24 protein-coding genes are annotated in these 24,896 nt (G+C 36.0%); 17 read left to right on the forward strand and 7 right to left on the reverse strand.

Annotated elements, in window-relative coordinates; all coding sequences use genetic code 11:
• Nucleotides 1–1,026: 1,026 nt before the first annotated feature.
• Nucleotides 1,027–1,590, reverse strand: a complete 564-nt coding sequence (locus AC4E8C_RS08855; RefSeq protein WP_490211737.1) for a tyrosine-type recombinase/integrase — start codon at nucleotides 1,588–1,590, stop codon at nucleotides 1,027–1,029.
• A gap of 1,206 nt (nucleotides 1,591–2,796) precedes the next feature.
• Here AC4E8C_RS08855 and AC4E8C_RS08860 point away from each other — a divergent pair.
• From AC4E8C_RS08860 to AC4E8C_RS08895, 8 genes are all read left to right on the forward strand, one after another.
• Nucleotides 2,797–3,024, forward strand: coding sequence for a helix-turn-helix domain-containing protein (locus AC4E8C_RS08860; protein WP_490211738.1), 228 nt, complete (start codon nucleotides 2,797–2,799; stop codon nucleotides 3,022–3,024).
• Nucleotides 3,025–3,042: 18 nt separating this feature from the next.
• On the forward strand, nucleotides 3,043–3,447 hold the full coding sequence (locus AC4E8C_RS08865) for a hypothetical protein (protein WP_490211739.1): 405 nt from the start codon (nucleotides 3,043–3,045) through the stop codon (nucleotides 3,445–3,447).
• Nucleotides 3,448–3,459: 12 nt separating this feature from the next.
• Nucleotides 3,460–3,993: a hypothetical protein gene (locus AC4E8C_RS08870; protein ID WP_490211740.1), complete on the forward strand. Its 534-nt coding sequence runs from the start codon at nucleotides 3,460–3,462 to the stop codon at nucleotides 3,991–3,993.
• On the forward strand, nucleotides 3,986–4,654 hold the full coding sequence (locus AC4E8C_RS08875; protein ID WP_490211741.1) for a hypothetical protein: 669 nt from the start codon (nucleotides 3,986–3,988) through the stop codon (nucleotides 4,652–4,654). Before AC4E8C_RS08870 ends, AC4E8C_RS08875 begins: the two co-directional genes overlap by 8 nt.
• 179 nt (nucleotides 4,655–4,833) lie before the next feature.
• Nucleotides 4,834–5,181, forward strand: a complete 348-nt coding sequence (locus AC4E8C_RS08880) for a hypothetical protein (RefSeq protein WP_490211742.1) — start codon at nucleotides 4,834–4,836, stop codon at nucleotides 5,179–5,181.
• 77 nt (nucleotides 5,182–5,258) lie between these two features.
• Nucleotides 5,259–6,119 carry a hypothetical protein gene (locus tag AC4E8C_RS08885; protein ID WP_490211743.1) on the forward strand — a complete coding sequence of 287 codons (861 nt, stop codon included), beginning with the start codon at nucleotides 5,259–5,261 and terminating at the stop codon, nucleotides 6,117–6,119.
• A gap of 17 nt (nucleotides 6,120–6,136) precedes the next feature.
• Nucleotides 6,137–6,658, forward strand: a complete 522-nt coding sequence (locus tag AC4E8C_RS08890) for a protein NO VEIN domain-containing protein (RefSeq protein ID WP_490211744.1) — start codon at nucleotides 6,137–6,139, stop codon at nucleotides 6,656–6,658.
• Between the two features lie 302 nt (nucleotides 6,659–6,960).
• Complete coding sequence (locus AC4E8C_RS08895) at nucleotides 6,961–7,260, forward strand: hypothetical protein (RefSeq protein ID WP_490211745.1); 300 nt, start codon at nucleotides 6,961–6,963, stop codon at nucleotides 7,258–7,260.
• A 377-nt stretch (nucleotides 7,261–7,637) separates the two neighbouring features.
• On the opposite strand, the gene AC4E8C_RS08900 is transcribed toward AC4E8C_RS08895, so the two are convergent.
• The 3 genes from AC4E8C_RS08900 to AC4E8C_RS08910 form a co-directional block, all read right to left on the reverse strand.
• Nucleotides 7,638–7,829, reverse strand: coding sequence for a conserved phage C-terminal domain-containing protein (locus AC4E8C_RS08900; RefSeq protein WP_490211746.1), 192 nt, complete (start codon nucleotides 7,827–7,829; stop codon nucleotides 7,638–7,640).
• Nucleotides 7,830–8,059: 230 nt separating this feature from the next.
• Nucleotides 8,060–8,203, reverse strand: coding sequence for a hypothetical protein (locus AC4E8C_RS08905; protein WP_490211747.1), 144 nt, complete (start codon nucleotides 8,201–8,203; stop codon nucleotides 8,060–8,062).
• Between the two features lie 1,057 nt (nucleotides 8,204–9,260).
• Nucleotides 9,261–10,838, reverse strand: a complete 1,578-nt coding sequence (locus AC4E8C_RS08910; protein ID WP_490211748.1) for a GMC family oxidoreductase — start codon at nucleotides 10,836–10,838, stop codon at nucleotides 9,261–9,263.
• 404 nt (nucleotides 10,839–11,242) lie between these two features.
• Between AC4E8C_RS08910 and AC4E8C_RS08915 the strand changes: the two genes are divergently transcribed.
• The 7 genes from AC4E8C_RS08915 (at nucleotide 11,243) to AC4E8C_RS08945 (ending at nucleotide 17,910) form a co-directional block, all read left to right on the forward strand.
• Nucleotides 11,243–11,581 carry a YmaF family protein gene (locus tag AC4E8C_RS08915; RefSeq protein ID WP_490211749.1) on the forward strand — a complete coding sequence of 113 codons (339 nt, stop codon included), beginning with the start codon at nucleotides 11,243–11,245 and terminating at the stop codon, nucleotides 11,579–11,581.
• A gap of 225 nt (nucleotides 11,582–11,806) precedes the next feature.
• On the forward strand, nucleotides 11,807–12,514 hold the full coding sequence (locus AC4E8C_RS08920) for a DUF421 domain-containing protein (RefSeq protein ID WP_490211750.1): 708 nt from the start codon (nucleotides 11,807–11,809) through the stop codon (nucleotides 12,512–12,514).
• Between the two features lie 416 nt (nucleotides 12,515–12,930).
• Nucleotides 12,931–13,659, forward strand: coding sequence for a GntR family transcriptional regulator (locus AC4E8C_RS08925; RefSeq protein ID WP_490212511.1), 729 nt, complete (start codon nucleotides 12,931–12,933; stop codon nucleotides 13,657–13,659).
• A gap of 181 nt (nucleotides 13,660–13,840) precedes the next feature.
• Complete coding sequence (rbsK, locus tag AC4E8C_RS08930) at nucleotides 13,841–14,746, forward strand: ribokinase (RefSeq protein WP_490211751.1); 906 nt, start codon at nucleotides 13,841–13,843, stop codon at nucleotides 14,744–14,746.
• 15 nt (nucleotides 14,747–14,761) lie between these two features.
• Nucleotides 14,762–15,703 (forward strand): nucleoside hydrolase, encoded by a 942-nt coding sequence (locus AC4E8C_RS08935; protein ID WP_490211752.1) that lies wholly within the window; start codon nucleotides 14,762–14,764, stop codon nucleotides 15,701–15,703.
• 14 nt (nucleotides 15,704–15,717) lie between these two features.
• Nucleotides 15,718–17,109: an MFS transporter gene (locus AC4E8C_RS08940; protein ID WP_490211753.1), complete on the forward strand. Its 1,392-nt coding sequence runs from the start codon at nucleotides 15,718–15,720 to the stop codon at nucleotides 17,107–17,109.
• Between the two features lie 108 nt (nucleotides 17,110–17,217).
• Entirely contained in the window at nucleotides 17,218–17,910 is a 693-nt protein-coding gene (locus tag AC4E8C_RS08945; protein WP_490211754.1) for an SDR family oxidoreductase, read from the forward strand.
• 460 nt (nucleotides 17,911–18,370) lie between these two features.
• Here AC4E8C_RS08945 and AC4E8C_RS08950 read toward each other — a convergent pair whose 3' ends face one another.
• Both AC4E8C_RS08950 and AC4E8C_RS08955 read right to left on the reverse strand, forming a co-directional pair.
• Nucleotides 18,371–19,843, reverse strand: a complete 1,473-nt coding sequence (locus AC4E8C_RS08950; RefSeq protein ID WP_490211755.1) for a S8 family peptidase — start codon at nucleotides 19,841–19,843, stop codon at nucleotides 18,371–18,373.
• Nucleotides 19,844–20,536: 693 nt separating this feature from the next.
• Complete coding sequence (locus tag AC4E8C_RS08955; protein ID WP_490211756.1) at nucleotides 20,537–21,661, reverse strand: NADH:flavin oxidoreductase; 1,125 nt, start codon at nucleotides 21,659–21,661, stop codon at nucleotides 20,537–20,539.
• A gap of 306 nt (nucleotides 21,662–21,967) precedes the next feature.
• Between AC4E8C_RS08955 and tnpA the strand changes: the two genes are divergently transcribed.
• Both tnpA and AC4E8C_RS08965 read left to right on the forward strand, forming a co-directional pair.
• Nucleotides 21,968–22,381, forward strand: a complete 414-nt coding sequence (gene tnpA, locus AC4E8C_RS08960) for an IS200/IS605 family transposase (protein ID WP_490211757.1) — start codon at nucleotides 21,968–21,970, stop codon at nucleotides 22,379–22,381.
• A gap of 4 nt (nucleotides 22,382–22,385) precedes the next feature.
• A complete protein-coding gene (locus tag AC4E8C_RS08965; RefSeq protein WP_490211759.1) occupies nucleotides 22,386–23,468 on the forward strand; it encodes an RNA-guided endonuclease InsQ/TnpB family protein in 1,083 nt (360 codons plus the stop codon).
• 151 nt (nucleotides 23,469–23,619) lie between these two features.
• Here the strand turns inward: AC4E8C_RS08965 and cyoE are convergent, their stop codons facing one another.
• On the reverse strand, nucleotides 23,620–24,507 hold the full coding sequence (gene cyoE / locus AC4E8C_RS08970) for a heme o synthase (protein WP_490211760.1): 888 nt from the start codon (nucleotides 24,505–24,507) through the stop codon (nucleotides 23,620–23,622).
• Nucleotides 24,508–24,896 lie beyond the last annotated feature (389 nt).

A 24,896-nucleotide genomic window follows, 5' to 3' on the forward strand; every position in this document is an offset into this window, starting at 1 on the left:
TCAATGCAGACAAAAAACGTGCGAAAAAAGGTTAGTGAATACCCCAAAATATGCGAAAAAAAGTTAGAATGGTAAGAATGCTAAAACCCTTGATACACATAGGTTCATGGCACTTTTTAATAATTCTACCCTTCTTATTCTTTACAAGGTACATGACACCCTGAACAAGGTTCTGAACAATATAATACATGGCATTTTTAACAGTTATATTTGCCTAAAGGCAAGGGAAGGAAAAATCACCTTCCCAAACAAAAGAAAAACCCATAAAGATTAATCTGAAAGGGTATCTGAACATAGTGCTATTTGTCAGGGTAAATAAACATGATTAAATTACTATAGTTAGTATTTTCTTGTTCAGGTGGTGCTTTTCCACCTGAACAAGTGCGAAGCACAAAGAACGGTTATAAAAAGGGGCTTACAATCAATTAGCTGACATGTGGATAGATATAAAGTTTGTACAATGTATCAGTACAAAGAATTTACTTTAAAGATTGTTTATCCCAATATTTAGGTAATGGTTTATAATTGAAATAGATATTGGCTAAAGTGGATGGTGGGATAGAATGAAGGCTTTCTATTGGATATTCGGTATTTTAATTTTGATAAGCTTATTCGATTGGTTTGTTTGTAGTAAAATTCAGGTTGAAAAGAAAAAGTTTCGATTTAGAATGTGGTTTTGGGGAATCACTATTATCATTTTAATAATTTTAGATTTTCTAGGGGTATTTTAAGAATAAGAGATCAATTACTGTGGGCACTGGTGGAAGCTGGTGCTTTTCTTTATGTCTAGGTATTTTTTTGAATTTCTGTATGAGTGTGTCAAAAGGGTGAACGATAACAGGGGAATAACAGAAAATGTACGTATTTTGAACGGTGTAAATTACCCATGATATGAAGCTGGTGCATGGAAACTAAAATCTATTCTCATTCTTTTCTCAATTAGATTTTGAACATTAATATTCAATGCATCTTTATCAGGATCAACATTTCAGCAATAAAAAAAGAACCAGCTTCTAAGCTGATTCTTTACAATGTAAACTGCTTCAGATTATTTTCAATTTGTTCTTCAGTAATACCAATATACCTTAATGTTATGGAAGGGTGTGAATGGTTTAATATCTGCTGAAGTTCAGCAACATCTTTAAACTGTTTATAGTGCCAGTATCCAAATGTTTTCCTTAATGTGTGTGTTCCAATACCTTCAGTTAAATCTACCATTTCAGCAGCTTTATTCAGTTGCCTATAAGCTTGTGTTGGTGTTATAGGCTTATCCCCTTTACGAGAAGGAAACAACCATTCTGAATCAATTTCAGAAGCATAGGCTTGTACTTCCTGATAAATACCTTCAAGATAGATTGTTCTTGGTTTAGAAGTTTTCCCTTCCTTGATAACCAGCTTCTTCTTCTTCCTTACATCCTTCACTTTAAGCTTCAGCAAGTCACCGATTCTTAAACCAGTGTTAATGCCAATTAGGAATAATATGTAATCACGTTCACCACAAAAACGCTTCAATGCAAACTTCATATCTTCAATTTGTTCCTTACTTCTGATAGGTTGTACATCTTTTATTTGGTTTGGGTTGCTATTCAATAGTATCTTTCCCTTCAGTAATATCAATGTTTTGAATGTATGTTTTTTTAAGATATTGCTATTTTAACATTGAATTTAGGGAACTTCAATAATATCAAAGTTTTGAATGTATGTTTTTAAATAAATTCTTACATTGGTAGGAGTAGGTACTTTAATTAAAAAAGGGTGTACCCTATCCTTTAAAGCTAGTGTACCCTATCCACGTTTAACCAGTACCCTACACTACCATTCCCTACCATTCACCAGCTTCTTATTCGGTTATCAATCAGTAATGATGATCCTGTATCAATTGGTGTATGCTTCCCACTACTTCAGCATGTTCATATTCCTTTAAGGAACACGAATATAATCAGATGCTGATACAGTACAAACCAGCATTGTTACGTTGAAGAAGTTCGTATTCCCTTTTGAATCAGAAGGTTTATAAGTTCGTGTTCCTGTTTATATCAAAAGGTTTATATGATTGTGTTCCTGATTCTGATTCAGCTTGTATTGTTGCTGATATGAATGAAAGATTAATTGATTATTAATATTCAACTGCATATTCAGATTCACATACACATAATCAATAAGCATATTTCAAGCTGCTTGATAACAAAAAAAGGTTACACCCATCCAACGGGGGAAGGGGTACGAGTGCCTGTAAAGTTAGCATTTTAAGTATATAAGCACTAATTTTTAACCCCTGGAATTTACTGGTGGGTGGGGTATCCATCTTTTCACCAACTGCGATTAAGGATTTTGCTTCAGATATACATAGTAAAATTTTTTTAACGTGTATCATTTCCTGTTAAAGAATCTTGTACAAGTCTGTTTAAAATTTCTGAACAAACACCGTTAAAGAATATTGCACTTAACAATAACCCACTGAACAATAACCATGAAACAATAACCATTAATTATTAAAAGATGGTGCTGAAGTATTTCAGGGCAGTAAGTACTTAATATTCTTCAGTTAAATTGAAAAAGTTATGAAAACATGTCTTACATTTCAGTGTTTTCAAGTACCTAATAGTGTACAAAAGTACAAAGTTGTTTTTGATGTTAGCACTTAAACAACTGTTGCCTATATTTTAAACCCCTTTTGTGTGTGAAAGGTTCAGGGTGTTGGGTGTCCAGCATCCTTTTTTTTATACCATTTAATCAAGAAAACTGAACTTGCACGAATCTACTAAAATACAAAACTAAAAAGAAGGTGCTTATCCTATGCTGGATTACAAACTATTAAGGCATTGCAGACAACTAGCAAAGCTTACACAAAACCAATTAGCAAAAGAAATTGGTGTCACAGAATCATTAATTTGCAAGATTGAAAAAGGTGTTGCAACATTCACACCAAAATTACAAGTGAAAGCTATACAAGTATTAGGTAAAAACGGTATTGGTCAACAAGAAATTGTTTTATTACATGATGTACTAAAAGGAAGGGAATAAGGGGAAATGATAACGAACGTGAACTACATATTAAACAACCTTGAATATATCAGACAAGCATTACTTACTGATACTTACAGACAACAACAACCTATATTAAATGTACTTGTTGCTGAAACTCTTGAATCTATCAGCAAAACTTCTTTCAACTATGAAATGAAATATGATAGTGAAAAACATTTATCACATAGGGGTGCATATATCCAGCGTATCAAGAAATCAAGAAATGAATTACTGGTGGATATGCAGGAATTACAATTCCAGCTATCAAGAAAGAATGTGAATGTGAAGCGTTCGTTGGTTCTAGTAAACCGTATGCTTGATACTAATTTGAATACTATGGATGTACAGGAATTAATCAATAAGTGGGTAAACGTAAATCCACGTGGAACAACCAAGACAGAAATAATGTATGCAAAATAAGGGTGATGAAACATGACTAAAGAAAACAAAACATTTATAGATGTACCCATTCCATATGGACTGGATGAAAGACAAGTAAGAGTTGCACAAGATTTAGTGGTTACAAGATTGCAAGATGGTTTTACAGTTGCTGATTTATGTTCACGAAATAGTATCAGTACAAAGACTTACTATCAATGGAAGGAAACAGAATCTTTTAATGAATATGTGGAAGCACTAAATGAAATTCTTATACCTTCTGATGTACTATCAGCAGTTGAAAAATTCAGGATAAAAGTGATGCAGTTTGTTGAAAAGGAATCAATGAGTAAGGATGAAATGAACCAGTTTTACAACATGTTCAAACCAATTATTGATGCATCAAACCGTATGGAAGCTGAAAAATTAGGTTTAACAGTAAATGTTGGTTCAAGTGCAAGTACTTCAGCAAAAACAGTTGAAGAAAGAAAAGCCGTACTGCTTCAACGTTTAAAAGGTAGTAACAAACCTGATGAAGCACTAACTAAACTTGATGCAAAAATGGAAGGGGAAGAAGAAAATGAATAAACTATTAAAGGGTATGGAGAATCTTTTTAGCAAGGCAGACCAAACAGAAGCACGTTATGAAAAGGCATTGGAAGAAAAGCAAGAAGAATTGATCCAGTTGCAAGCAGAACTTCAGGAAAAGAATTCCATGCTGAAAGATATTCACAAAATGAAGCTATTGGGTGATGTAAGTGAAGCAACCTATAAAGAACAAGCTGAAGGGGTTGAGAAGTTTCAGGAACAAGTTAAGGAACTCAAAAAGGAAATATCTTTAATTCAGGTGTATAAAGTTGAAGATACTAAAGCAGTTATTGAAGAATTGGAAGCTGAAAGAAAGAAAGTAATGCAAAACCACCAAAAGGAATTAAAGAAGCTTCAAATGGAACTGCTGGAAGCTAAACTTGTATATTTACAAAAGCAAGCAGAAGCAAGGGAAAAATATAGTGAACTGGTTGCCCCTGACAGAAAGCTGGACAGATTAAAAATTAATCTTGGCATTAAGCAAAATAGTTATATTGGTGATGCTTTTGAATCATTAAGTATGGTGTCAGTCGGTGCTGGATATGAACCTTTAACAGTTCAGCTTCATGAAGTGGATGGTGCTTTACGATATGGGAAACTTCCTAACCAGCTTCTTCAGGTTGTTAAAGATGCGAAAGATAAAGGCATTATTGAAAATTAATATTCAAAATTGAATCATAGAAAAAAGCATCTTGTTCCCTTCTTTCATGGGTTCAGGGTGCTTCTTTTTTTTTGCCTGTTTCATCAAATTAGCAAAAATATCAAATTACCAATTTTGTAAAATTAAGCAAAATTGTTTAAGGTTTTTTACTATATAATTGGTTGTTGAGGTGATGAATTATGGAAATGAAAACAATGCAAATTATTGATAGCATCTCTAAATTGGATAGGGATGTGCTGCCGATTGTTCTACTGAAAATTAATGAAAGCATTACTTGGTTGTACGACAGAATTGATGACACCAGTGAATTGGAAAGCTGTTTGGAAAAATTAGGGGTATCGATTCAAAGTAGTTCCTATACTAGTAATATACTTGAATATTGTGGATTTTTACCTGATGACGAGATAGCAGATGGTTATATTTTTGACTTCTATCTTTCAAACGAAGCAAACAGAATGGAAATTCTAAAGAAGCAGTTGATTGAATGGGCTATTGAATTAGAAGGACTTGAAAAACAGGGTATATAAGAGAACACTAGATGGGAATATGCAATATATGGTAAAATAGTCCAAAAGACTTATAGATTTCAATAAGGGGTGATTAAATGGCATTAAGGGATATTCTTAATTCTGAAGATATAGAAGCATTGTTAACAGAAGATAGCAAACAGGCTATCGAACGGTTCTTAACTTTTTATGGATCAGGATCCCAAGCAAATATGAGAAGTGGAGTTTACAGGCTTTTATATAATGAGTTAATAAAAGATGATGTAACAAAGGTGAATTTTGCTGATTATACAAAAACCTTCCCTAATGATGACAGAAAACTAACTACGCAAGAGAGTTACAGACATAGCTTTTTCAGATTTCTTTATGTGTTTGACCATTTAGAAAATCCATTTGGTTTTGAAACTGTATGGATTAAGGAAAAAGAAAAAAAGCAGTTCCTTAAAATGGAACAACGTAAAGTAAAAGAAAAAATTGTTAAACCAAGAAAAACATTAACTATCGAAGAATTAGCCAAAATTCAAAAGGTTATTGATACAGAATCGACAAGGCTTGAAACTTTAAAAATTCAATTCTGTTGGTACGCTATCTTTGAACTTGGTTTTGAAGTTGATGAATTAAAATTGAACATTACAAGTGAAAGTTTTTCAGATGGGATATTGACTACAAAAGAAGGTTCATTAAAATTACCCGAAAAATACCATTATATGTTTGAAATGTTGAGTGAACGAGGTGATAATAACGGTTTTGCAACAATTAATGATTTATTTGAAAATCTTGGTCAGCTTGCAAAATTGGATAGAAAGCTATTACCGGTTATGGTAAAGCTTACACGAAAAGGTTATATGGTCACTTGTGGTAACTGTGGTAAAGAATATACTAATCTTTCAAATAATTGGCGGTCTGTAAACAATCGTATTGTATGTTTGAATTGTGCGGAAGAATTAAAAAAAAACTGAATTTTGAAATTGATATTTTGGATATTGAAAATACTGACCTGCATGAAAATGATAAGGATGATTTGTCGATACTTTACGCATATGCCGATTTAAAACGAAAAATTCAACTAAAGCCAATAGACTTTTTAAATCTACATAAATTACAAATTGAAATTGGTGAACTTGGTGAAGCATATGTTTATGAATACGAATGTAAAAAGTTAAGGGGAACAAAATACATAAATAAAATTAATGAAAGAATTGCTTTAGACCCTGAAAATGGTTTTGATATTCTTTCATATACACGTGAAGGAAAACCCTTGCATATTGAAGTAAAGACAACTACAGGTTCAGTAGATAGCTTTTATTTATCAAATAACGAATGGAATACTGCAAAAAGAATGAAAGAAGAAGGGTTAATATACCTTGTTTATTTTGTAAAAAGGATACTCTCAGACAACCCTGAACTGATTATTATTGAAGATATAACAGAAAACAATGATTATTTATTTAAAGAATTAAACTATAAAGTTACAAAAATCAATCTTCCTATACATTAATTACATTTGTTGCTTAAACTATTACAGTTGTGTGCTAAAGGGGTTAAGGTGGTTAATTCACTGTTTCCACCCTTTCACCTAAAAACCTTTTTTGAAGCTGGTGCTTATAGTACTGGCTTATTTTTTGTTTTGAAAATGAAGCTTAATTAAAGTGAACGGTACATTGTTCAGATAACAAAAGATAAATGCCGTACAATCAACTTAAGCAACACCTAAAAATATAATTTGGATCACTGAGTCTGAATATCCATCCGTGGTTGTTAAAGGAATGTAAAAACAAACTGAAAAGGGTGGATTATAAAATGATATTAGACACTATATATTCAAAACAAAGAAGGGAATTAACTGAAAGATATGGGCAACAACAACTAAGTGCAGAAGGTTCAGATGAAAAGAAAGGAATCTTCAGGGAATACTTATCAGAAGCACTGAAACTTGCACTTGCAAACGGTGAAAATGAAGAAGCAGCACACTTTGAAAAATCACTTGCACTTACTGTTAAATTGGATAGGAAAGCACATGAAATTGAACGTAAGGTAAGGGATGTTGAACGTGAATATAAAAAGCTGTTGCAAATGCAAAAGGAAAGCTTTATACACTGATAGATAGTTGGAACTGGTGCTAAATGTACTGGTTCTTTTTTAATAACTAAAATGAAGGAACTGGAAATAAGACACTTGTAAACTATTAGTATTTCTGTATAATAGACTGTAAGGATTTAACGTAAATACTAGTGATTATTCAATATAAATACAGGTGTCCACGCTTTAAGAACCTTGATTTAACGGTGATTTGACCGTTATAAAACACCGTAATTAATCCCCACAGTCTTCAAAACTGCTTGAGACCTGCGTGCCAGGTCTGGTGGGTTCGATTCCCACGCAGTCCCGCCAAGATAGCCTTTCAGCCTATTTAATAAAATTGTTCTATACAGTCGTAATAGACCTCGATTAATTTCAATAGTGAGAAAATCTCTTTTTTAGCCGTCAAAGTTAAAATCCTCGAGCGCAAACCCTTCTCCATATCTGGCATAAATCAATTCCTTTGTTTTAATCGAGTCTGCTTTAAAGTTCTTTCCCGTCTTTTCATTTAAATATTGAATAATTTCAGCAAATGGAATGATCTTTTTCACTGATGGATTGACAGCCATTTCCTTCGTTGACCCCGCCACTTCCTCAGATGAAATATCCTCAACAGGACTAGAGGGACGTTCAATATTGTTTTCATACTCTTGCAGTTTATCGTAGTCAATGCTGTACCATTTCGTCTGTCCATTTTCATTGCATTAAAATTAGCAGACAGAAGTAACCCCTTTGTCTCTAATGAAAGAATCGTCCGCTTAATGGTACTGATCGACCAAAAGGGAAGCTGCTTCCGCCACTCCTCATACGTGTTATACACCTAGGTTCTCCCATCTATCTTGTGCTTACTAATTCCAAGCCAATAAGGAATTTGCTGCAGCACTACAGCTTCATTTAGACCAATCTTCACAGCTAAACTAGGGATAATCATAAGGGGACTTTCTTCAATCAACAACCTGCTCATCTGTACCTCTCCTTTAAGCTTTTATGTAAAGGAACCTTGAACCATTCTTAAGATGATTTAAGCCAACCGATTGGCTCATGTTCCTTATACCTCTTATATATATATTTAAAGGAAAAAAGGTTAGGTGATGAAAAACGGAGTTTGGTAGCGGAAGAAGAAGGACATATTATTTTTTCTATGAAGAAATCTTTGAAGTACTTTATGAAGTACTCTATGGTATTGCTTGGGTCAACGGGAGTAGCTCTTTGTGTCATCTTAAACTGATCTTAACGTCAGAATGATAGATTAGCTTTTTCAATTTGAACTGATGCAAAGTTCACAAAACATTCTTCAGGAAGAATTCTAAAACTAGTAAATGCATTTAATGTCTCAAAAATTGAATTCGATATGCCAGTGACAAAAGTGGTCGGACTAACTGTGCGGACAAAAGAAGAGGCTAAAGCAAAAAATAAGGGGACTTGCCAAGAGATACACCAGGAGAAAAGTTTGGATACAGCTTTGAAATTCGTACAATAAGCAAAGGATATATTCTTAAAAGAATAATAAAAAGATCCGAATGTAAAGCCCTAATGTGGGGAGAGCTTGATGATTAAAGCGGCACTTTTTGATGTATTAAGAGAATATCGTTATTCAATATAGGAATCATCTCTTAGCTACATAAGCCATTAGTTATTCCCCGCAAATGTTCAGCGCACGTGCTCCTCCAGTAGTCAGCTTATTTTCTTTTATTATTTTCGCGGTATCATAATGGTGGAAACTTACAAAGGAAATAATTATGGAATAGAAAACATAAAACAAGCAACTATTCAAAAATAGTTGCGAAGTATGTCTTAAAAGAAAAACGAAGTATGGGTATTTGGAGTCCCCTGCTTTATAGTAAGTACAATCTTTTATCTTTTGAATCTTTTTTTTGTAATAATAATTAAAATTAAGCAGTATTTTAAAAAGCCATTTATGAAATTGAATACATCACAAATGGCGTGTATTTTAAAATAAACCAACTTCTTTAGCAGCTTCAAGACTGTTTCCGTTACCAAAGTGAAAAACGAATTCTATTTTACTGATTTAGGTGTTTTGCAATTGTATAACCTATTAGGTACGCAGATGCAGATGTGTTCCCATCAACTGTAAAGGGAATAATAGATGCATCTGCAACAATTAAATTGTTAACTCCATGTACATTGCCCAAACGAACAACTACTCCACCTTGATTAAGAGGTGCCATTCGTAGTGAACTTTGCTGATGGTGGTTATGATCGAAGTTATCCTTAATATAGTTTTCTAGTTCTTCATCGTTTTCAATTGTATCCATTGTTGGATTAATAAGTTGATACTTCGGATCGATGCTGGAAAGTTTCACTGCAATTTCTTTAATGTAAGTTCTATATATGGCTTTAACTGCCTCCATATCATATCTGTTAGTAAGAAAGCCCTCATCCGCCAGTACAATTTTTAATGGATCATTGCTTTGTATTTCTATTTTCCCTCGACTTTTAGGCTTTAAGAATAAAATGGCAATATTTAAGTTGCCTTCTGAAAATATACCTATTAATTGAACACCACGACGCCGATCATTATTTCCGTTTAGGGGAGTAGGTAAAAAAGCACCTCCATTGTAAAGAGAGAATGGGTCGTTTTGCATCGCTGGAATATCTCTCTTATTTACCGTGAATGTAGCAGTATTTAATGTGTGATTAGTTAAAAATACTCCTACATTTGGATTATCAGAAATAACAGGAATGCCAACCTCCATTAGATTATTTGCAGGTCCAATTCCAGACATCATTAATAGCTGGGCACTGTTAATCCCTGCTGAAATAATTACTTTTTTGCGGGCGAAAGCTCTAACTTTTTTCCCTTCCTTAAGAAACTCAATACCAGCTGCGATATTATCATTAAATAAAATACGAAGTGCAGTTGACTTAAATAAAACTTTTAGTTTACGACCGTTCACACCAATTCCTTCTGGAGTCATAATGTCAGAAGACAAAAACGCTGTCGAGGAGCTCTCACGCTGTCCATTGATTTTCTGAAATAGTTGCCACCGAGTGAATGGACCAAGAGGGGTTTTTGGGTCATTATAATCAAGTATTCTTTTGAAACCAGTTGCCTGTTCCATGGCAGAAACTAGTTTCTGGGTCATAAGTGGGGGGGTTCTTGGTGTTTGTCTAATATTCAATCGACCATTAAATCCATGAAATTCTGGGCTATTTGTTTTTCCATGGAAATTTTCTAACTGTTTAAAGGCTTTTATAGCTTGTTCTGGTGACCACAGTGAACCTAATAACAGTTCCCATTCTCTTAAAACAGCAGGTGTAGGTCTTACATATTGTTCACCATTAATCGATGACCCTCCACCAGAAAGCCGACCAGTTGTCCATTCAAAGGTTCGGTTATCCAATTTTGGTTGAGGTACACCTTCTCCTTGCCAAAAATATTGTGGAAAAAACTCTTCCTCTAGTTCAGGGGCGAATCTCGAATCACTAATCGGTTGATCCTTATCATTATTTTCTCCCGCCTCCAAGACTAAGACTGAAGTTTTTTTATCATCGGTGAGTGTCTTAGCTATAACAGCACCAGCGGGACCAGTCCCAACAACAATATAATCAAATTTGTTCATTGAACTATTTTTCATACTACCATTCCCTCTTTATTTATCTTTTTTACCTAGAAGATATTTTGAAAAGAAGAGTTTCACAAATTATTCCAAATGAAGTAACATTGAAGTCCCTCTATTAAGCAGTGTATTCCTTAAATGTGCTATGGAGTGGACAAGTTACCGAGGACAAAGACCCTTTTAATGTAAAAATAGAGTGAAATTATTTGAGAACTTTATTTGGAACTTTGTGTAATTTACCTCATATTCATAACATAATTGAAAAACGAAGTAAGTATCATGTTAAGGAGGCGGAGAAAAGGGAGGGATAAGTATTCAAAATAATCTTCCAGGTCATGTTAGCATGAATCAGATTAACCAGATGTTAGTTGGACCATAATCATTTGCGGATAAGTGAACATCGTTAAAGGGGGAATGTGGTTATGGCAAAGGTAGGCAAAGATGATTTTGTAAACGGTTTTGTACCACATCATAATCATGGGTCTGTAGATTATACTTCGATAGCGGATAGGCATGTTCATCAATGTTTAGATATAACTTCTCCTCCAATCCAAACTCAGGATGGAAACCACATCCATTATACAGAAGGATATGTGATGTTTGAAGACGGTCATAACCATTATTATAAGGCGTATTCTGGCCCAGCTATACCAGTTGGTAATGGCATGCATGTCCATTATTATGATTTTTATACCACGGAAAATGATGGACATCGGCATCATGTAAAAGGCGTTGATCACCCTGCTCCAGGAAACAGATAGGAAACTGATTATGAGTTTAAGGTGAAAATTTCTGATAAAAAAGTATAGTAACCAAAACACACAGGTATTTCCTAAAAATCTGTGTGTTTTTTATGCACTAATAACCAATGGGACTTTTAATATATGCCTTGCCGTACTTTCAGTGGGTTTAAACATTAATGAAACTTCTAATACTAAAGATATTTCTTTCTAGTTAGCAATGTTAGTGTTAGGGGAGATGCACTATTGGATACGATTTACCGTACAATAATTGTTTTTATGGCAGGATATTTGCTTTTAAGGGTGACAGGAAAAAAAGCAGTATCCCAGATGCACACTTTTGATTTATTGTATATTTTTATCCTTACTAATATTATCAGTTCTCCCGTGGAGGATGATCATTTAGGAAAAGCTTTAATTTATGCTGTAATTACTGTAATTTTATATAAAATTTTCATACGTTTATCATTACATAATAAATTAAGATGGATTCTATATGAAAATCCAACGGTATTAATTCGTAATGGGGATATTGATAGAAAAGGGTTAAAAAAGGCACGTATGCCAATGAATGAATTATTATCACATTTAAGAGTAAAAGGGTATACAGATATTAAAACTATTGCTATCGCGGTGATGGAAGAAACAGGTAATCTAAGTGTTATCCCTAAGTCAGAATACCGCCCAGTTGAACCTAACGATTTAAATTTAAAAGTGAAAAAAGAATATATTCCTATACCGCTGATAATGGATGGTCAAATAATCTACCATAATCTAAAGTATCTACAATTAGACCAAGGATGGCTAATGAACGAGCTTGAGGAAGCGAGGGAAAATATCGAGAATATTACATTAGCGACTTTTTTAGAAAATGGAAAGTTATTTATAGATAATAATGAAGTAGATAATCATAAAGGTAATCCATATTACTACAAGCCTGGGAGAAATAATTAACTGACCCTTTTAAAAAAGTAACCCTACACTATTAATTTTATCAGGTTTTGATGGGTTACTTTTGTTTTTATTTTATGTAGTAATTGATCATTTTCCTGCTACTGGCGTTTAGTACGTTGATGAGCCGCTGATTGAGCGGATTATTATACTGTGCCTGTCACTACCCGCTATTTGTCGAATTTTCCTCGACAAAATTCGGGTGGTGCCAGGCACTCTTTTTTAGATTTGCTTGTTTAAAAAAGACAGGAGATGTATAATTTTTTAGTGATGAGAGAAAATGTCAAGTATATAACAATAGCTGTTTTATTAAAAAATATTTAAGTAATGCACTTTGATCATGCTATTTTTGATCAAGTAAATGATGATTTTCATGGATAGAAATAAGCCATAAGAGAGAGTTAAGGGAGGGGAAAATAATCAAAAATAATGAGCTATTTAAAAAAGCAACAAGATATGCTACTACATATAATCAAATTTTAAAAATGATACAAGATGGATTATATCCTGAGGATAGTAAGTTACCTTCTGAGCCATTATTGGCAGAGCAGTTAGGTGTAAGTAGGTCAACCCTAAGACAAGCATTAGGGTTATTACAGGAAGATGGCATTTTAGAAGCTAAAAAGGGAATAGGAAACTTTGTTCGTAAAACGCTAAATGTAGACAATGTTGGGATTGAAAGAATGGGAAATCCATTCTATAAAAGCTGCATCGATCATATTGACAATGTTGAACTAGAAATGAAAATTGAAGTATCAAGTGAGCATGTTGAACGGATTTTTAACAGGAAAACCCCAGTAGTGCTTGCCATTTACAGGTATTATAAAGAAAAAAATAGTGTAAAGGGCTACTGTTTTTCTCATGTAGCGACTGATTTTGATTATATCAAATCAATTGATTTAAATAATCAGAATGAAGTATTAGATTTTCTAGAAAATAAGGTTTACGAAAATGGACTTTCCTCTAAGCTTGAAATTCGCATCGTCTCAGCTACAGAAGTGATCAAGACAGCAAGCCAGGGGAATCCTTCTAAGTATTATCAAATGATTGCTGAGCATATAGTGGATAAAAATGGAAACATTATCGCCTATAATAAATACTATATCCCTTTTGAAAGGGCCGTTTTTAAGGTGTTCAGAAATAATTAAATAGTTTAAAGGAATGAAAACTTCCTGGATTTGAGAAATCAAACCAGGAAGTTTTTTATTTTGTAAGTAAAAACAAAATGTTGACAGCGTTTGCAGTCGGGTGTACTATAATTGTATAAAACATACAGCAATACATACAAGTATACAATGTATGTTTAAAATGATTGAAGGCGGTGATGGAATGAAGAGGATCGTTGTATTAGGGAGCTTAAATATGGATATGATGTTGACCACAGAGAGATTGCCGCTAATCGGCGAAACTATCCACGGAAATCGTATTCACTATATGCTGGGCGGAAAAGGAGCCAATCAGGCTGTAGCAGCATCTCGTATGGGAATTTCAACATCCTTAATCGGGTGTGTAGGAAATGATACATTTGGTGAGAAGATAGTAAAACATTTATCTGAAGAGAACCTAGACATTTCAGCTGTGAAAATGGAAGAAAATATTTTCACAGGAATTGCAAGCGTTTTTAACATGAAAGGCGAAAATGCCATTGTGGTGATCCCTGGGGCGAATGAGTGCTGCGACCAACAAGTAGTGGATGAAAATATCGATATTATTAAGCAAGCAGACGTGTTACTAACCCAACTAGAAATCCCTATGGAAACGATTGTATACGCTTTAAAAAAATCGAAGGAATTTGGTGTGAAAACGATACTAAACCCTGCTCCATATAAACAATTACCAACAGGGTTGTTAGAATATATTGATTACCTCACCCCAAACGAGACGGAATTTGAGAGTATGGTTGGAAAGAAATTGGAGAATACGGAAGACTTCAAAAATGAAATGCTCCAATGGAGTAAAAACAATAAAGTGAATTTAATTGTTACTAGAGGGTCTAGAGGCTCCTCTTATATTGAAAATGAAAGCGTTTATACCGTTCCCTGTATGAAGGTGGATGTCGTAGATACGACAGGCGCAGGTGATACCTTTAATGGAATCTTATCATACGCCCTTGCAGAGGAAATGAAATTACGAGAAGCGGTAACGATTGCAGGTATCGGCGCTTCTTTATCAATAACGGCCTTAGGCGCACAAAGCGGAATGCCTTCACTAGAAAAAATAAAAAAGCATTTATAGGAAGGGGAAATTAGGATGATTAAGATGATTTTGGATGTAGATACGGGTATCGATGATGGCATGGCTATCGCTTATGCTCTTGGGAGTAAAGAGATTGATTTGATTGGTGTGACAGGTACATTTGGAAATGTTTATACAGAAGATGGGGTACAAAATGTGTTAAAAATTTTGCATATGTGTAATGCGAGCGCTATCCCGGTATTTGCCGGGGAAAGCCATTCTCTAACTCAAGACAATTTTACTAGATTAGAAGTGAGTGCACGTATCCATGGCGAAAATGGTGTTGGGCAAGTGGAAATGGAAACCTCGCCAAAGGAAAAAGAAACGAAAAGTGCAGTCGATTTTCTGATTGAATCTGTAAAGAAATATGGGAAGGAATTAGTCATTGTGGCTACGGGCCCTCAAACAAACCTTGCGATGGCACTAAAAAAAGCTCCAGAGATTAAAGACATGATGGGCAGAGTGGTCATTATGGGAGGAGCCTTAACCGTTCCTGGGAATGTCAATCAATATACGGAAGCTAATATATCACAAGATCCAGAGGCGGCTAAGTTTGTTTTTGAAAGCGGTTTAGATGTTACGATGGTTGGTTTAGATGTAACAACGCGGTCGACGCTAACCAACGCTGATACACAAAAGTGGAGAGAGACAGGAAGTATATCAGGTAAGACATACGCAGATATGGTAGATTACTATATCAATGAAAACTTGGGTGTCGAGGGCTGTTATCTTCATGACCCGTCTGCTGCAATCAATGCTGTCCATCCTGAATATTTTACGGTGCTGCCGATACATTTGACTGTTGTTACCGAAGGAGAAGCAGAAGGCAGAACGATTGGAGATCCAAATAAATTAAGAGATCCGAATCCAAATGTAAAGGTTTGTATTGGGGTAGATTCGAAAAGCTTAGTAAACCATTTAAATGAAACGCTATTATCCCTATTTCATAACAAGTAAAAGGAGGGATTCCTATGGGAGCCCAAGTTCAAGCTCAATCAGAAAATACAAATGTGATTGCACCTAAAGGTATCGCGGCTTTGACGGTAACCTTGATAATTTGTATTTTGACTTATCAATTCAATTTAAGTATGGTCACCCCGGCGCTTCCTAACATCGCTGCATCTTTGGATGTCGGGATTGACCAGGTTTCGCAAGTTTCAAGCGTGCTCTTACTTGTTTCATCGATCGCTGGTGTTATTCTTGCTCGTTGGAGTGATTTCATTGGCAGACGTCGTGCCCTTTATCTCATTATCGCCTTGATGGCAATTGGAACAATTCTTTGTATGATTGCTCCAAACTTCACAGTTCTAATGATTGGCCGGGTATTCCAGGGAGCCACTGGTGCAGCGTTCCAACTTTGTTACGTAATTCTGAAAGAGACCGTGAGTCCTAAGAAGTTCGGAACCTTTCTCGGGATCGTTACGGCCGCAAATGGAGGAATTGCTGGTATTGATGGATACCTTGGCGGCTTGCTCACTGATCATTTTGGTTTCCGTGCCGTTTTCGTCGCCATTTTAGTTGTCGGTATTATTGCCTTCTTGGGTGTCAAGGCTGCCGTTCCTGAAACGAAAGGTGACACGGCAGGTAAGATGGATTGGTGGGGTGGTTTGACCATTTCGATTGTATTGATTTGTTTGACGAACTACCTAACACTAGCTTCCGCAACCGGATGGTTTGCTACAATCCCACTTCTTTACCTTGCAGGCACCATTGCCTCTATGATCGCCTTCTGGTTGATTGAGAAGAAGAGTGAATCCCCGCTGTTTCCAGTGGAACATCTCCGTTCTCGTCAGGTTTGGCCTGTGATTACGACCACAGTGCTGACTTTGAGTGGTGTTTTTGCGGTAATCAATTTTACGATTGTGTTGCTTAGTCAGAATCAAGAGGTTGGATTCGGACTGAGTGCCGCTACGACTGGTTTAATGTTCCTCATGCCAGGTGCGATCATAGGTATATTTAGCGCACCACTATCTGGCTGGCTGGCCGGTAAAGTAGGCTGGACTCGTATCATGCACATTGGCATAGTATTGAACATCGCAATCCTTGTTGTGCTTGCACTATTTTGGCAAAATCAATGGATCGTGTTCGCGTGTGTTATCGCAATGGGTTTCACCTATAATGGATTGATTCTTACTACCATCAATGGGCTTGGAGTTATCCAATCACCAGATGATGCTCCTTCCGCATTACCAGGACTTAACGGAGCGGCATTTGGTATCGGCGCCTCCTTAGGTATTGGATTTGTAGCACCATTTGTTGCCAAGGGCAGCTTTACTACAGGCTTCTGGCTCTCTGTTGCCATCACAGTCCTAGCATTGATCTCGAGCTTGTTAATTGCTCCAAAGCCAGAAAAGAAGAACTAATTTTACAACTGAAGTAAATTAGGGTTAAAACTTTGTATTTTTAGTAAGGCACAATCGGTATTAGTGATTGTGTCTTTTTAACAAACTATGGGAAAGGGTGTTAACATTATGAAAAGAAAAGTTGTGGTTATTACAGGTGCAGGCAGTGGGCTGGGTGCTTCATTGGCTAAGAAGTATTCAGAGCTGGGAACCCACGTATGTTTACTTGGACGAACTAAAACGAACTTGGAACGGACTGCTGATACGTTAGTCAATGACCATTCTATTTACGAATTGGATGTTACGTCCAAAAACGAGGTGGATAAAGTATTTCAATCCATTAAGGAAGAGGTAGGTTCAATAGATTTATTAATAAATAATGCGGGATTAGGTGTTTTTGATCTTGCCGAAAATATCGATGAAGAATCCATTCATCAGATGATTGATATTAATTTAAAAGGCACAATCTTTTGTACTCAAGCCGTTCTTCTTGATATGAAGAGCAGAAATCAAGGCAAAATTGCTAACGTTATTTCTACGGCCGGCATTGAAGGAAAGATAACGGAATCCGTCTATTGTGCTAGTAAATTTGGTGTTCGTGGTTTTACAGAAAGTTTACTAATGGAATTAAAAGATAGTGCTGTACAAGTGTATGCGGCTTATATGGGCGGAATGAAGACTGCATTCTGGGATGGAGTTTATTCAGAGGAAGAAATTAAACATATGATGGATCCGGATGATGTGGCAGATATCATCATCGACAACATAAAGTCTCGAAAAAATCTCAATGTAACGGAAGTTGTTATAAAAAATAGTATTTAGAAAACAGAGGAACGGTTCTTATAGGGGACAATCGGAAGTTTTATGCAAAAAAGGGCTTGATTAGCAGGTTGGTGCTAGTTAGGCCTTTTTGGGTTCTCATGTTTTAGCTGGGTATCCCTTAAACTTTATTTAAAAAACTTTCGCAGTCCATTCCTTACAATTCCAAATATCGGTCGCAATTTCACGATAGAAAATTTGGACAAATTAAACACAATTAGATGTTCAAGAGTTGGGTTAAGCGGCCTTTCCAAAAATACCATAGATTCGGGGTCTTATTTGTGTTACGCATAATTTAATGAAGTGGAAATCCACTTCCCAAAAACAATTAAAAATATAGAGCGGAAATACCCTCTCATACCATCCTAATATTCAAATTATCCCTAAAAAGGAAAGAAAATAAAAAAACTGACCCAAAAGAGTTGTTATTCAACGATCTTTTGGGTCAGCCTCTTACTTTATACTATTTACCTGTTAAAGCCGAGTAAGCATTTGCTTCACCGGTACCAAAGTATTGATCATGACCTGGTTTTCCATAATCTAATGCAGTCTTTTCAATAAGTGCCTCCACTTGAGCAGGTTTGTAGTCTGGATGCGCAGCTTTAATGACTCCAGCGATACCGGCAACCTTTGGCGAAGCCATGGAGGTTCCGTGGAGGTATGCATATCCTTTTGCATTTGTTGTGAAATAAGGATCTAAGTAAGTTGGCCATGTTGACAACGCACGGTAAGTAAAGTCACGATCATCTAAATTCCCCGTTGAAGCATATTTAGGACCGTTGTCCCCTCCGGGAGCTGCTACCGTAATAAAGCTATTTCCATAGTTTGAATAGAATGCCAATTGATCCTTTGACCATTGATTTGAGGAAGATACTGTAATGACACCTGGAAGTCCACCCGGTGTTTCAATGGTGACGCCTTTAAAAATAAGGTTCGTATCACCATAATTGGCATTTAAATAATCCGTTAATGATTTTTTATCAGCGTAGTTTAACGACTCATTACCAGCAGAGGCCACAATGGTTACATTATTATTCACTGCATATTTTACCGCCCGTTTCCAAAGGAGAACATCTGCAATGTCACTATACTTAGTACCATTGTATTCATATTTTAAATTGTCATAGCCGCCAATGGACATATTCACAACGTCTACTTTATCTTTAGCTGCTTGAATCATTGCTTTAACAATTGGTGTAGTTGGGGCGCTTCCAGAACTGTCAAATATACGGTAAGCCATGATTCCTAGATCTGGACCGACACCTTTTATTTTTCCATTACCCGCAATGGAACCAGCTACGTGTGTCCCATGACCTTCACGATCCAGTACATCCTTGGGGTTGCCTGTTTCAGTTTTGTCATTTCCAGAATATCCTCCTGCCGGAACGAAACTTTGACCGCCAACATAGTTGGCTTTAAGGTCAGGATGATTGGCATCAATGCCTGTGTCGATAACACCGACTACAGCCTTATGGGTAACCTTTCCATTTGCTGCCGTACCGCCAGACTGAATTTTAAAGGATGTTCCTTCATTGGTTAAATGACGAATATCCCATTGTGAACCCCAATATGTACCATCTGGATCAGGGTGAAGTGTTACAGGCTTACCGTCAGCTGCTGCTGGTTGCTCGTCGTCTAGCTTATAGTGTATTTCTACGTTTGCCGCAATAATACTAGAATTGGATTTTAAATTGTTTAGAAAATTAGGATTTGATGAGCGTACTTCTAATCCGCCGATTTCCGGAATGGCATTTACCACTTCTCCTCCGGCATTTATAATGTCTGTCTGATAGGTTTTAGGTAATGATGACTGGGTGTAAGCAATGAGGTAGCTTTTAGCTGGTGAAGTTGCAGATGTGTGCAGATTAAAAGATGATAGGGAGAGTGCTAAGATACTGCTGGCAACGATAGCCATACCTTTGTTTCTTTTTTTCAATAGTATAACCTCCTAATAATTTGTCTAACAGATTCATTTTAATATACCATCCACCTTTTGGAAATTGAAACTTCTCGATAAAGAACGACACCGTTCTTAGAAATTTTCACCCCTCACCTTAAAAATACTAATAAAAGGGTTGCTTTTTTATATCAAAGATAAAAATGGGGGGGATGGTGACATGCTTGGTGCCCCAATTTTTAAATGACAATTCACAAGATAACACTAGAAAGTAAGAAAGCTTGACTTATTAGTAGTTGAGGATATATCAAGATATCAGAAAAGCAGGTGCCAGCAAACTTGCTTAAGGCCTGCGTGCCATAAATATTTTTCTGAGAGTTCGGAAGCGGAAGAAGAAGGACATATTATTTTCTCTCTGAAGAAATCTCTGAAGTACTTTATGAAGTAATCTATGGTATTGCTCGGGTCAACAGGAGCATCTCTTTGTGTCAACTTAAACCGATCTTAATGTCAGAATGATAGAGTACGCTTTTTCAATCTGAACTGATGCAAAGGTAACTCTTCAAGAAGACAGTTTATTATTACGGTTTTTCTTTCAGAGAATATAGTAAACCCCGATTATGGTACCCATTTTAAATAGGTTCCATTAATCGGGGTTAATATCAAATATACAAACACTTCTTTGAAAGATGTTAATTGCAAACTGAAAAAACGCACAGACTTTACATGTAATTAAATCAGTTGTTTCTCGGATTCCTTTGTATAATGCAATACTTGATCAAGTTTACCATTTTTGAGTTTTACTGCCCATTCTGGATCAGCTAGGAGTGCACGGCCAATTGCTACATAATCAAATTCGCCTGCGTTAATTTTTTCATCGATAATTTTAAGATTGTCTTCAATTGTTACAAGATCATTATCCTGCTTGCTCAGATAAGCACGGTTAATTCCGACAGAACCGACCGCAATCGTTGGCTTTTTAGTAATTCTTTTAGTCCAGCCGGCTAAGTTTAAGTATGGATCTTCATCTTTAAACTCAGCTTCCCATATTCGTCTTGTCGAGCAATGGAAAATATCTACACCTGCTTCAACCAATGGAGTGAGCAATTGTTCAAGCTCATTAGAGTTCTTAGCTAATTTAGCTTGATAATCGGTTCCTTTCCATTGTGAATAACGAAGGACAATTGGAAAATCAGGACCGACTGCTTTTCGGCAAGCCCGAACAACATCGGCCGCAAATTTTGTTCGCTCGCCAAGATCCCCTCCATACTCATCATTACGCTTGTTCGTTACTTCCCAGAAAAATTGATCAATTAAGTATCCATGCGCTCCATGCAATTCAATTCCGTCAAAGCCGATGCGCTTGGCATTTGCTGCAGCCTCGGCGTATGTATCAATCATTTCTGTGACTTCATCTTTCGTTAAGGCCTTTATTTTCTCATTTCTTTGGCCCCTTAAAGTAAATCCAGATGGACTCACAGGAGGGGAGTCTATATTTGGTTCACTGCCTGCTCTTCGTGCTGCACCTACATGCCATAATTGTGGAATGATTTTGCCGCCTGCTTCGTGGACTTCCTTCACTACATTTGCCCACCCATTTAAGGCGTCGTCACCATAAAACCGGGGAATGTCGGGGCTCATTACTGCAGCTGGGTGATTGATTGCTGTCCCTTCCGTTATGATGAGTCCAACCCCATTCTCTGCACGCTTGCGGTAATATTGAGCAACATTTTCCCCTGGAACACCACCTGGCGAAAACATTCTTGTCATGGGAGCCATTACCAGCCGGCTTGCCAACCTTTCATTTCCAAACTGTATAGATTGAAACAAAGTATGACCTGCTTTCTTTTGATCCAAAGCGAGCACTTCCTTCCGTTAATTCGTTTTATCGTGCTTCCTTTATTCTACAATTTCAATATACAAATATAAACTTATAAGTTAGTTTATTTTCTAATATATTGATATTTCAAAATACACGTTAATCAATTCCTTTATGAATCAAATAACAAAATTAGGGAGGGAGTTTGTTTTATAAAAACCATCTTTTATTTTAGTCAATGAACAAACTTTAGGAAACGCGGACTATCATATTTCATTACTATATGTTGTTAAAACTAACTTGTAAAATTCGTAATTAATGGATGTTTTTGGTATACTATATGTATGAATAAGTCCACTATCAAACATGCTCGTACTTGTGTATATAATGTCAACTATCATATCGTTTGGTCCGTAAAATATCGAAAGAAGGTACTGACCGTTGAAATTGAACATTACCTAAAGGATTTATTACAAGAAATCGGAAAGGAGAAAGAGTTTGAGGTGGTTTTGGCAGAAGTGGGTGAAGGTGACCACATCCATGTATTTGCTTCTGCTCATCCTAAAGTGGCTCCTTCGTATATCGTTAAGATGCTAAAAGGCATTTCCGCACGCAAGCTGTTTATGAAGTTTCCAGAACTGAAAAAGCATTTATGGGGTGGACATCTTTGGAATGGTAGTTTTTATCTTGAAACCATTGGCTCCATTTCTGAAGATGCCATCAAAAAGTATATTGAAAACCAAAAGAAAGGCGGTTAAGTCTATGATGCGTACCTACAAATTTCGCATCGAACCGACCAAAGACCAGCGACAAAAAATCGAAGAAACTCTCATGTATTGCAGATGGCTGTATAACGCTTGCTTAGAACAGCGGATCATCGTTTACAAAAGGGGCAGGGTTTCCCTTTCTTATTACACACAAAAAAAAGAATTGCCTCCATTGAAAACCACTTGTCCAGAATATAAAACCGTCTATTCTCAAGTACTCCAAAATGTGGTTGAGCGTCTTGATAAAGCCTTTCAGTCTTTTTTTCAACGAATCTTAAAAGGGGAAAAGAAAACAGGTTTCCCCAGATTCAAAGGCTCTAATCGTTATCATAGCTTCACTTACCCTCAAAGCGGCTTCTCTCTTCATGGCAAATATGTAAAACTATCCAAAATCGGGAATATTCGAATCAAACTGCATCGCCAGATAATCGGGAAAATCAAAACCTGTACGGTTGTATCTAAAAACGGAAAATATTTTGTTTGTCTATCCTGTGAGGAACAATCGCAGGAGTGCCTAAAACATACAAAAATGGTAGGAGTGGACCTGGGAATTAAGAATCTAGCTACAACATCAGATGGTCATTTCTTTCCCTCACCCAAATTTTTAAGAAAATCTGAACATCAATTGAAACGCCTGCAGCGAATCGTATCTAAACGTAAAAAAGGTTCGAATCGCCGGAAAAAAGCAGTGGGGTTATTGGCTAAAAAGCATGAATATATTGCAAACCAGCGAAAGAATAATGCTCATCAAGTAAGCAGACAATTGGTGAATCAATATGATGTAATTGCCTTTGAAGATTTGAAAATCAAGAATATGTTAAAAAATCACAATTTGGCCAAAAGCATTGGTGACGCTGGTTGGAATCGACTGATTAACTATACGACTTACAAGGCTGAAAGTGCTGGTAAGCGGGTGGTGTTGGTGGATCCCAAAAACACAAGCCAGGAATGCTCCAACTGTCATGAAATAGTGACCAAGCCATTGAGTGAACGGGTTCATGACTGCCCTTTTTGCGGTTTCCAATGTGACAGAGATGTAAACGCAAGCATCAATATACTCCATCGAGCAATGGAATGATGATCATAAAATGTTCGGGGCTAGGAACTAGCCTTCGTGGAGAGGACGGCAATAGTCGACTCAATGAAACGAGAAGCTCTCCAATTAATTGGAGAGAGGTTCACGATGTAGAAAGTCGAAATAAAAAGAACCCTTGAACAAGGGTTCTTTTTTAAATTGACACCACGATAATAGAGATAAGAAATAACATCATATGAATAACGGAGTATCTAAACATCCGTTTCGCCCAATGTGCTTCGTTTTGTGTTCCAAATCCGCTTATAGATAAAATGATCCATCCGATAGTTAAAAGTGTTATAAATCCGATGAAAAACAAACCAAGAGATTTCATGAAGAATGGTATTGGAATCAAACAGATTAGATAAAATAGAATATGGATTTTCGTTTTCTTTATGCCTGATACTACAGGTAACATGGCAAATCCTGCCCGTTTGTAATCATCAAATCTTCGTATGGCGATGGAATAAGTATGGGGCATTTGCCAAATGAATACGATGAGTGCCATCATCATAGGAATTAGTTGAAAACTGCTAGATAACACTGACCACCCGATTAACGGTGTTACACATCCTGATACGGCACCAATAATTGTGTTCCATGAGTAGTTTTGTTTGCTCCAAAATGTGTACAAGACCACATAAAAAAACCAACCAATGAATGAAAAAAGTAATACTTCGGCATTTGTAAAAAGCAATATTAAAAATCCTATGATGCTTGTTGTAACTCCTAAAGTTAAAACAAACCTCTTGTTGAACTCCCCATTAGCACTCGGTCTATTTTTAGTCCGCTCCATTAGTTTATCTAAATCGGCTTCGTACCAATTATTCAACATTAAAGCACCTGCAATGACAAAGGCACTTCCTATTAATGTAATAAAGAAAGAGGCAATATGTTCAGCAAGTGGAAGATGATTGATATGCGAAGATAAAAAATACCCTGCCAATACAGGAAGTACATTGATAACAAAGACTTTCCCTTTAATAAGGCTGATTAGGTTTTTATAGAAATTCTTAGGTGTTTTAGTTTGCATTTGATTCATATCTATTCCTCTCATTTTCTATCCAAAAGACTACTTATTTTAACACAAATAATCTTCGAATGCTTATGTTTTAAAGGGACTTATGAGAATACTCTCATCTTTGATGTACTACAACAAGCAATGGGATTAAAAGATAAAAAACAAAAATAACTTTAAAATAGCAAGTACAAGGAGCATCGCTTTTATTTTCGATGCTCTTTGTTTGTATAAATTTTCAAGTTGCGACTTTTATTTGATCTTGATTCGGGAAATCCCTTAGGTCATGATGCTTGCAAAATAACAAATAGATTCGATGTTTAGCATTAGCGAATGATATTAGAAATTTTAGAATGTTCGGAAAAAGGTTCTTATTTACTATTTACTATTATTCCTAATATTGGAATACTGAA

The organism is Neobacillus sp. SRL179 (assembly GCF_984799095.1).

Excerpts from the sequence above, each read along its gene's own strand:
- AC4E8C_RS08860 (WP_490211738.1), top strand. The coding sequence starts at position 2,797 with ATGCTGGATTACAAACTATTAAGGCATTGCAGACAACTAGCAAAGCTT.
- AC4E8C_RS08870 (WP_490211740.1), top strand. The coding sequence starts at position 3,460 with ATGACTAAAGAAAACAAAACATTTATAGATGTACCCATTCCATATGGA.
- AC4E8C_RS08875 (WP_490211741.1), top strand. The coding sequence starts at position 3,986 with ATGAATAAACTATTAAAGGGTATGGAGAATCTTTTTAGCAAGGCAGAC.
- AC4E8C_RS08880 (WP_490211742.1), top strand. The coding sequence starts at position 4,834 with ATGGAAATGAAAACAATGCAAATTATTGATAGCATCTCTAAATTGGAT.
- AC4E8C_RS08885 (WP_490211743.1), top strand. The coding sequence starts at position 5,259 with ATGGCATTAAGGGATATTCTTAATTCTGAAGATATAGAAGCATTGTTA.
- AC4E8C_RS08895 (WP_490211745.1), top strand. The coding sequence starts at position 6,961 with ATGATATTAGACACTATATATTCAAAACAAAGAAGGGAATTAACTGAA.
- AC4E8C_RS08905 (WP_490211747.1), bottom strand. The coding sequence starts at position 8,203 with ATGAGCAGGTTGTTGATTGAAGAAAGTCCCCTTATGATTATCCCTAGT.
- AC4E8C_RS08910 (WP_490211748.1), bottom strand. The coding sequence starts at position 10,838 with ATGAAAAATAGTTCAATGAACAAATTTGATTATATTGTTGTTGGGACT.
- AC4E8C_RS08915 (WP_490211749.1), top strand. The coding sequence starts at position 11,243 with ATGGCAAAGGTAGGCAAAGATGATTTTGTAAACGGTTTTGTACCACAT.
- rbsK (WP_490211751.1), top strand. The coding sequence starts at position 13,841 with ATGAAGAGGATCGTTGTATTAGGGAGCTTAAATATGGATATGATGTTG.
- AC4E8C_RS08935 (WP_490211752.1), top strand. The coding sequence starts at position 14,762 with ATGATTAAGATGATTTTGGATGTAGATACGGGTATCGATGATGGCATG.
- AC4E8C_RS08940 (WP_490211753.1), top strand. The coding sequence starts at position 15,718 with ATGGGAGCCCAAGTTCAAGCTCAATCAGAAAATACAAATGTGATTGCA.
- AC4E8C_RS08945 (WP_490211754.1), top strand. The coding sequence starts at position 17,218 with ATGAAAAGAAAAGTTGTGGTTATTACAGGTGCAGGCAGTGGGCTGGGT.
- tnpA (WP_490211757.1), top strand. The coding sequence starts at position 21,968 with ATGAATAAGTCCACTATCAAACATGCTCGTACTTGTGTATATAATGTC.
- AC4E8C_RS08965 (WP_490211759.1), top strand. The coding sequence starts at position 22,386 with ATGATGCGTACCTACAAATTTCGCATCGAACCGACCAAAGACCAGCGA.
- cyoE (WP_490211760.1), bottom strand. The coding sequence starts at position 24,507 with ATGAATCAAATGCAAACTAAAACACCTAAGAATTTCTATAAAAACCTA.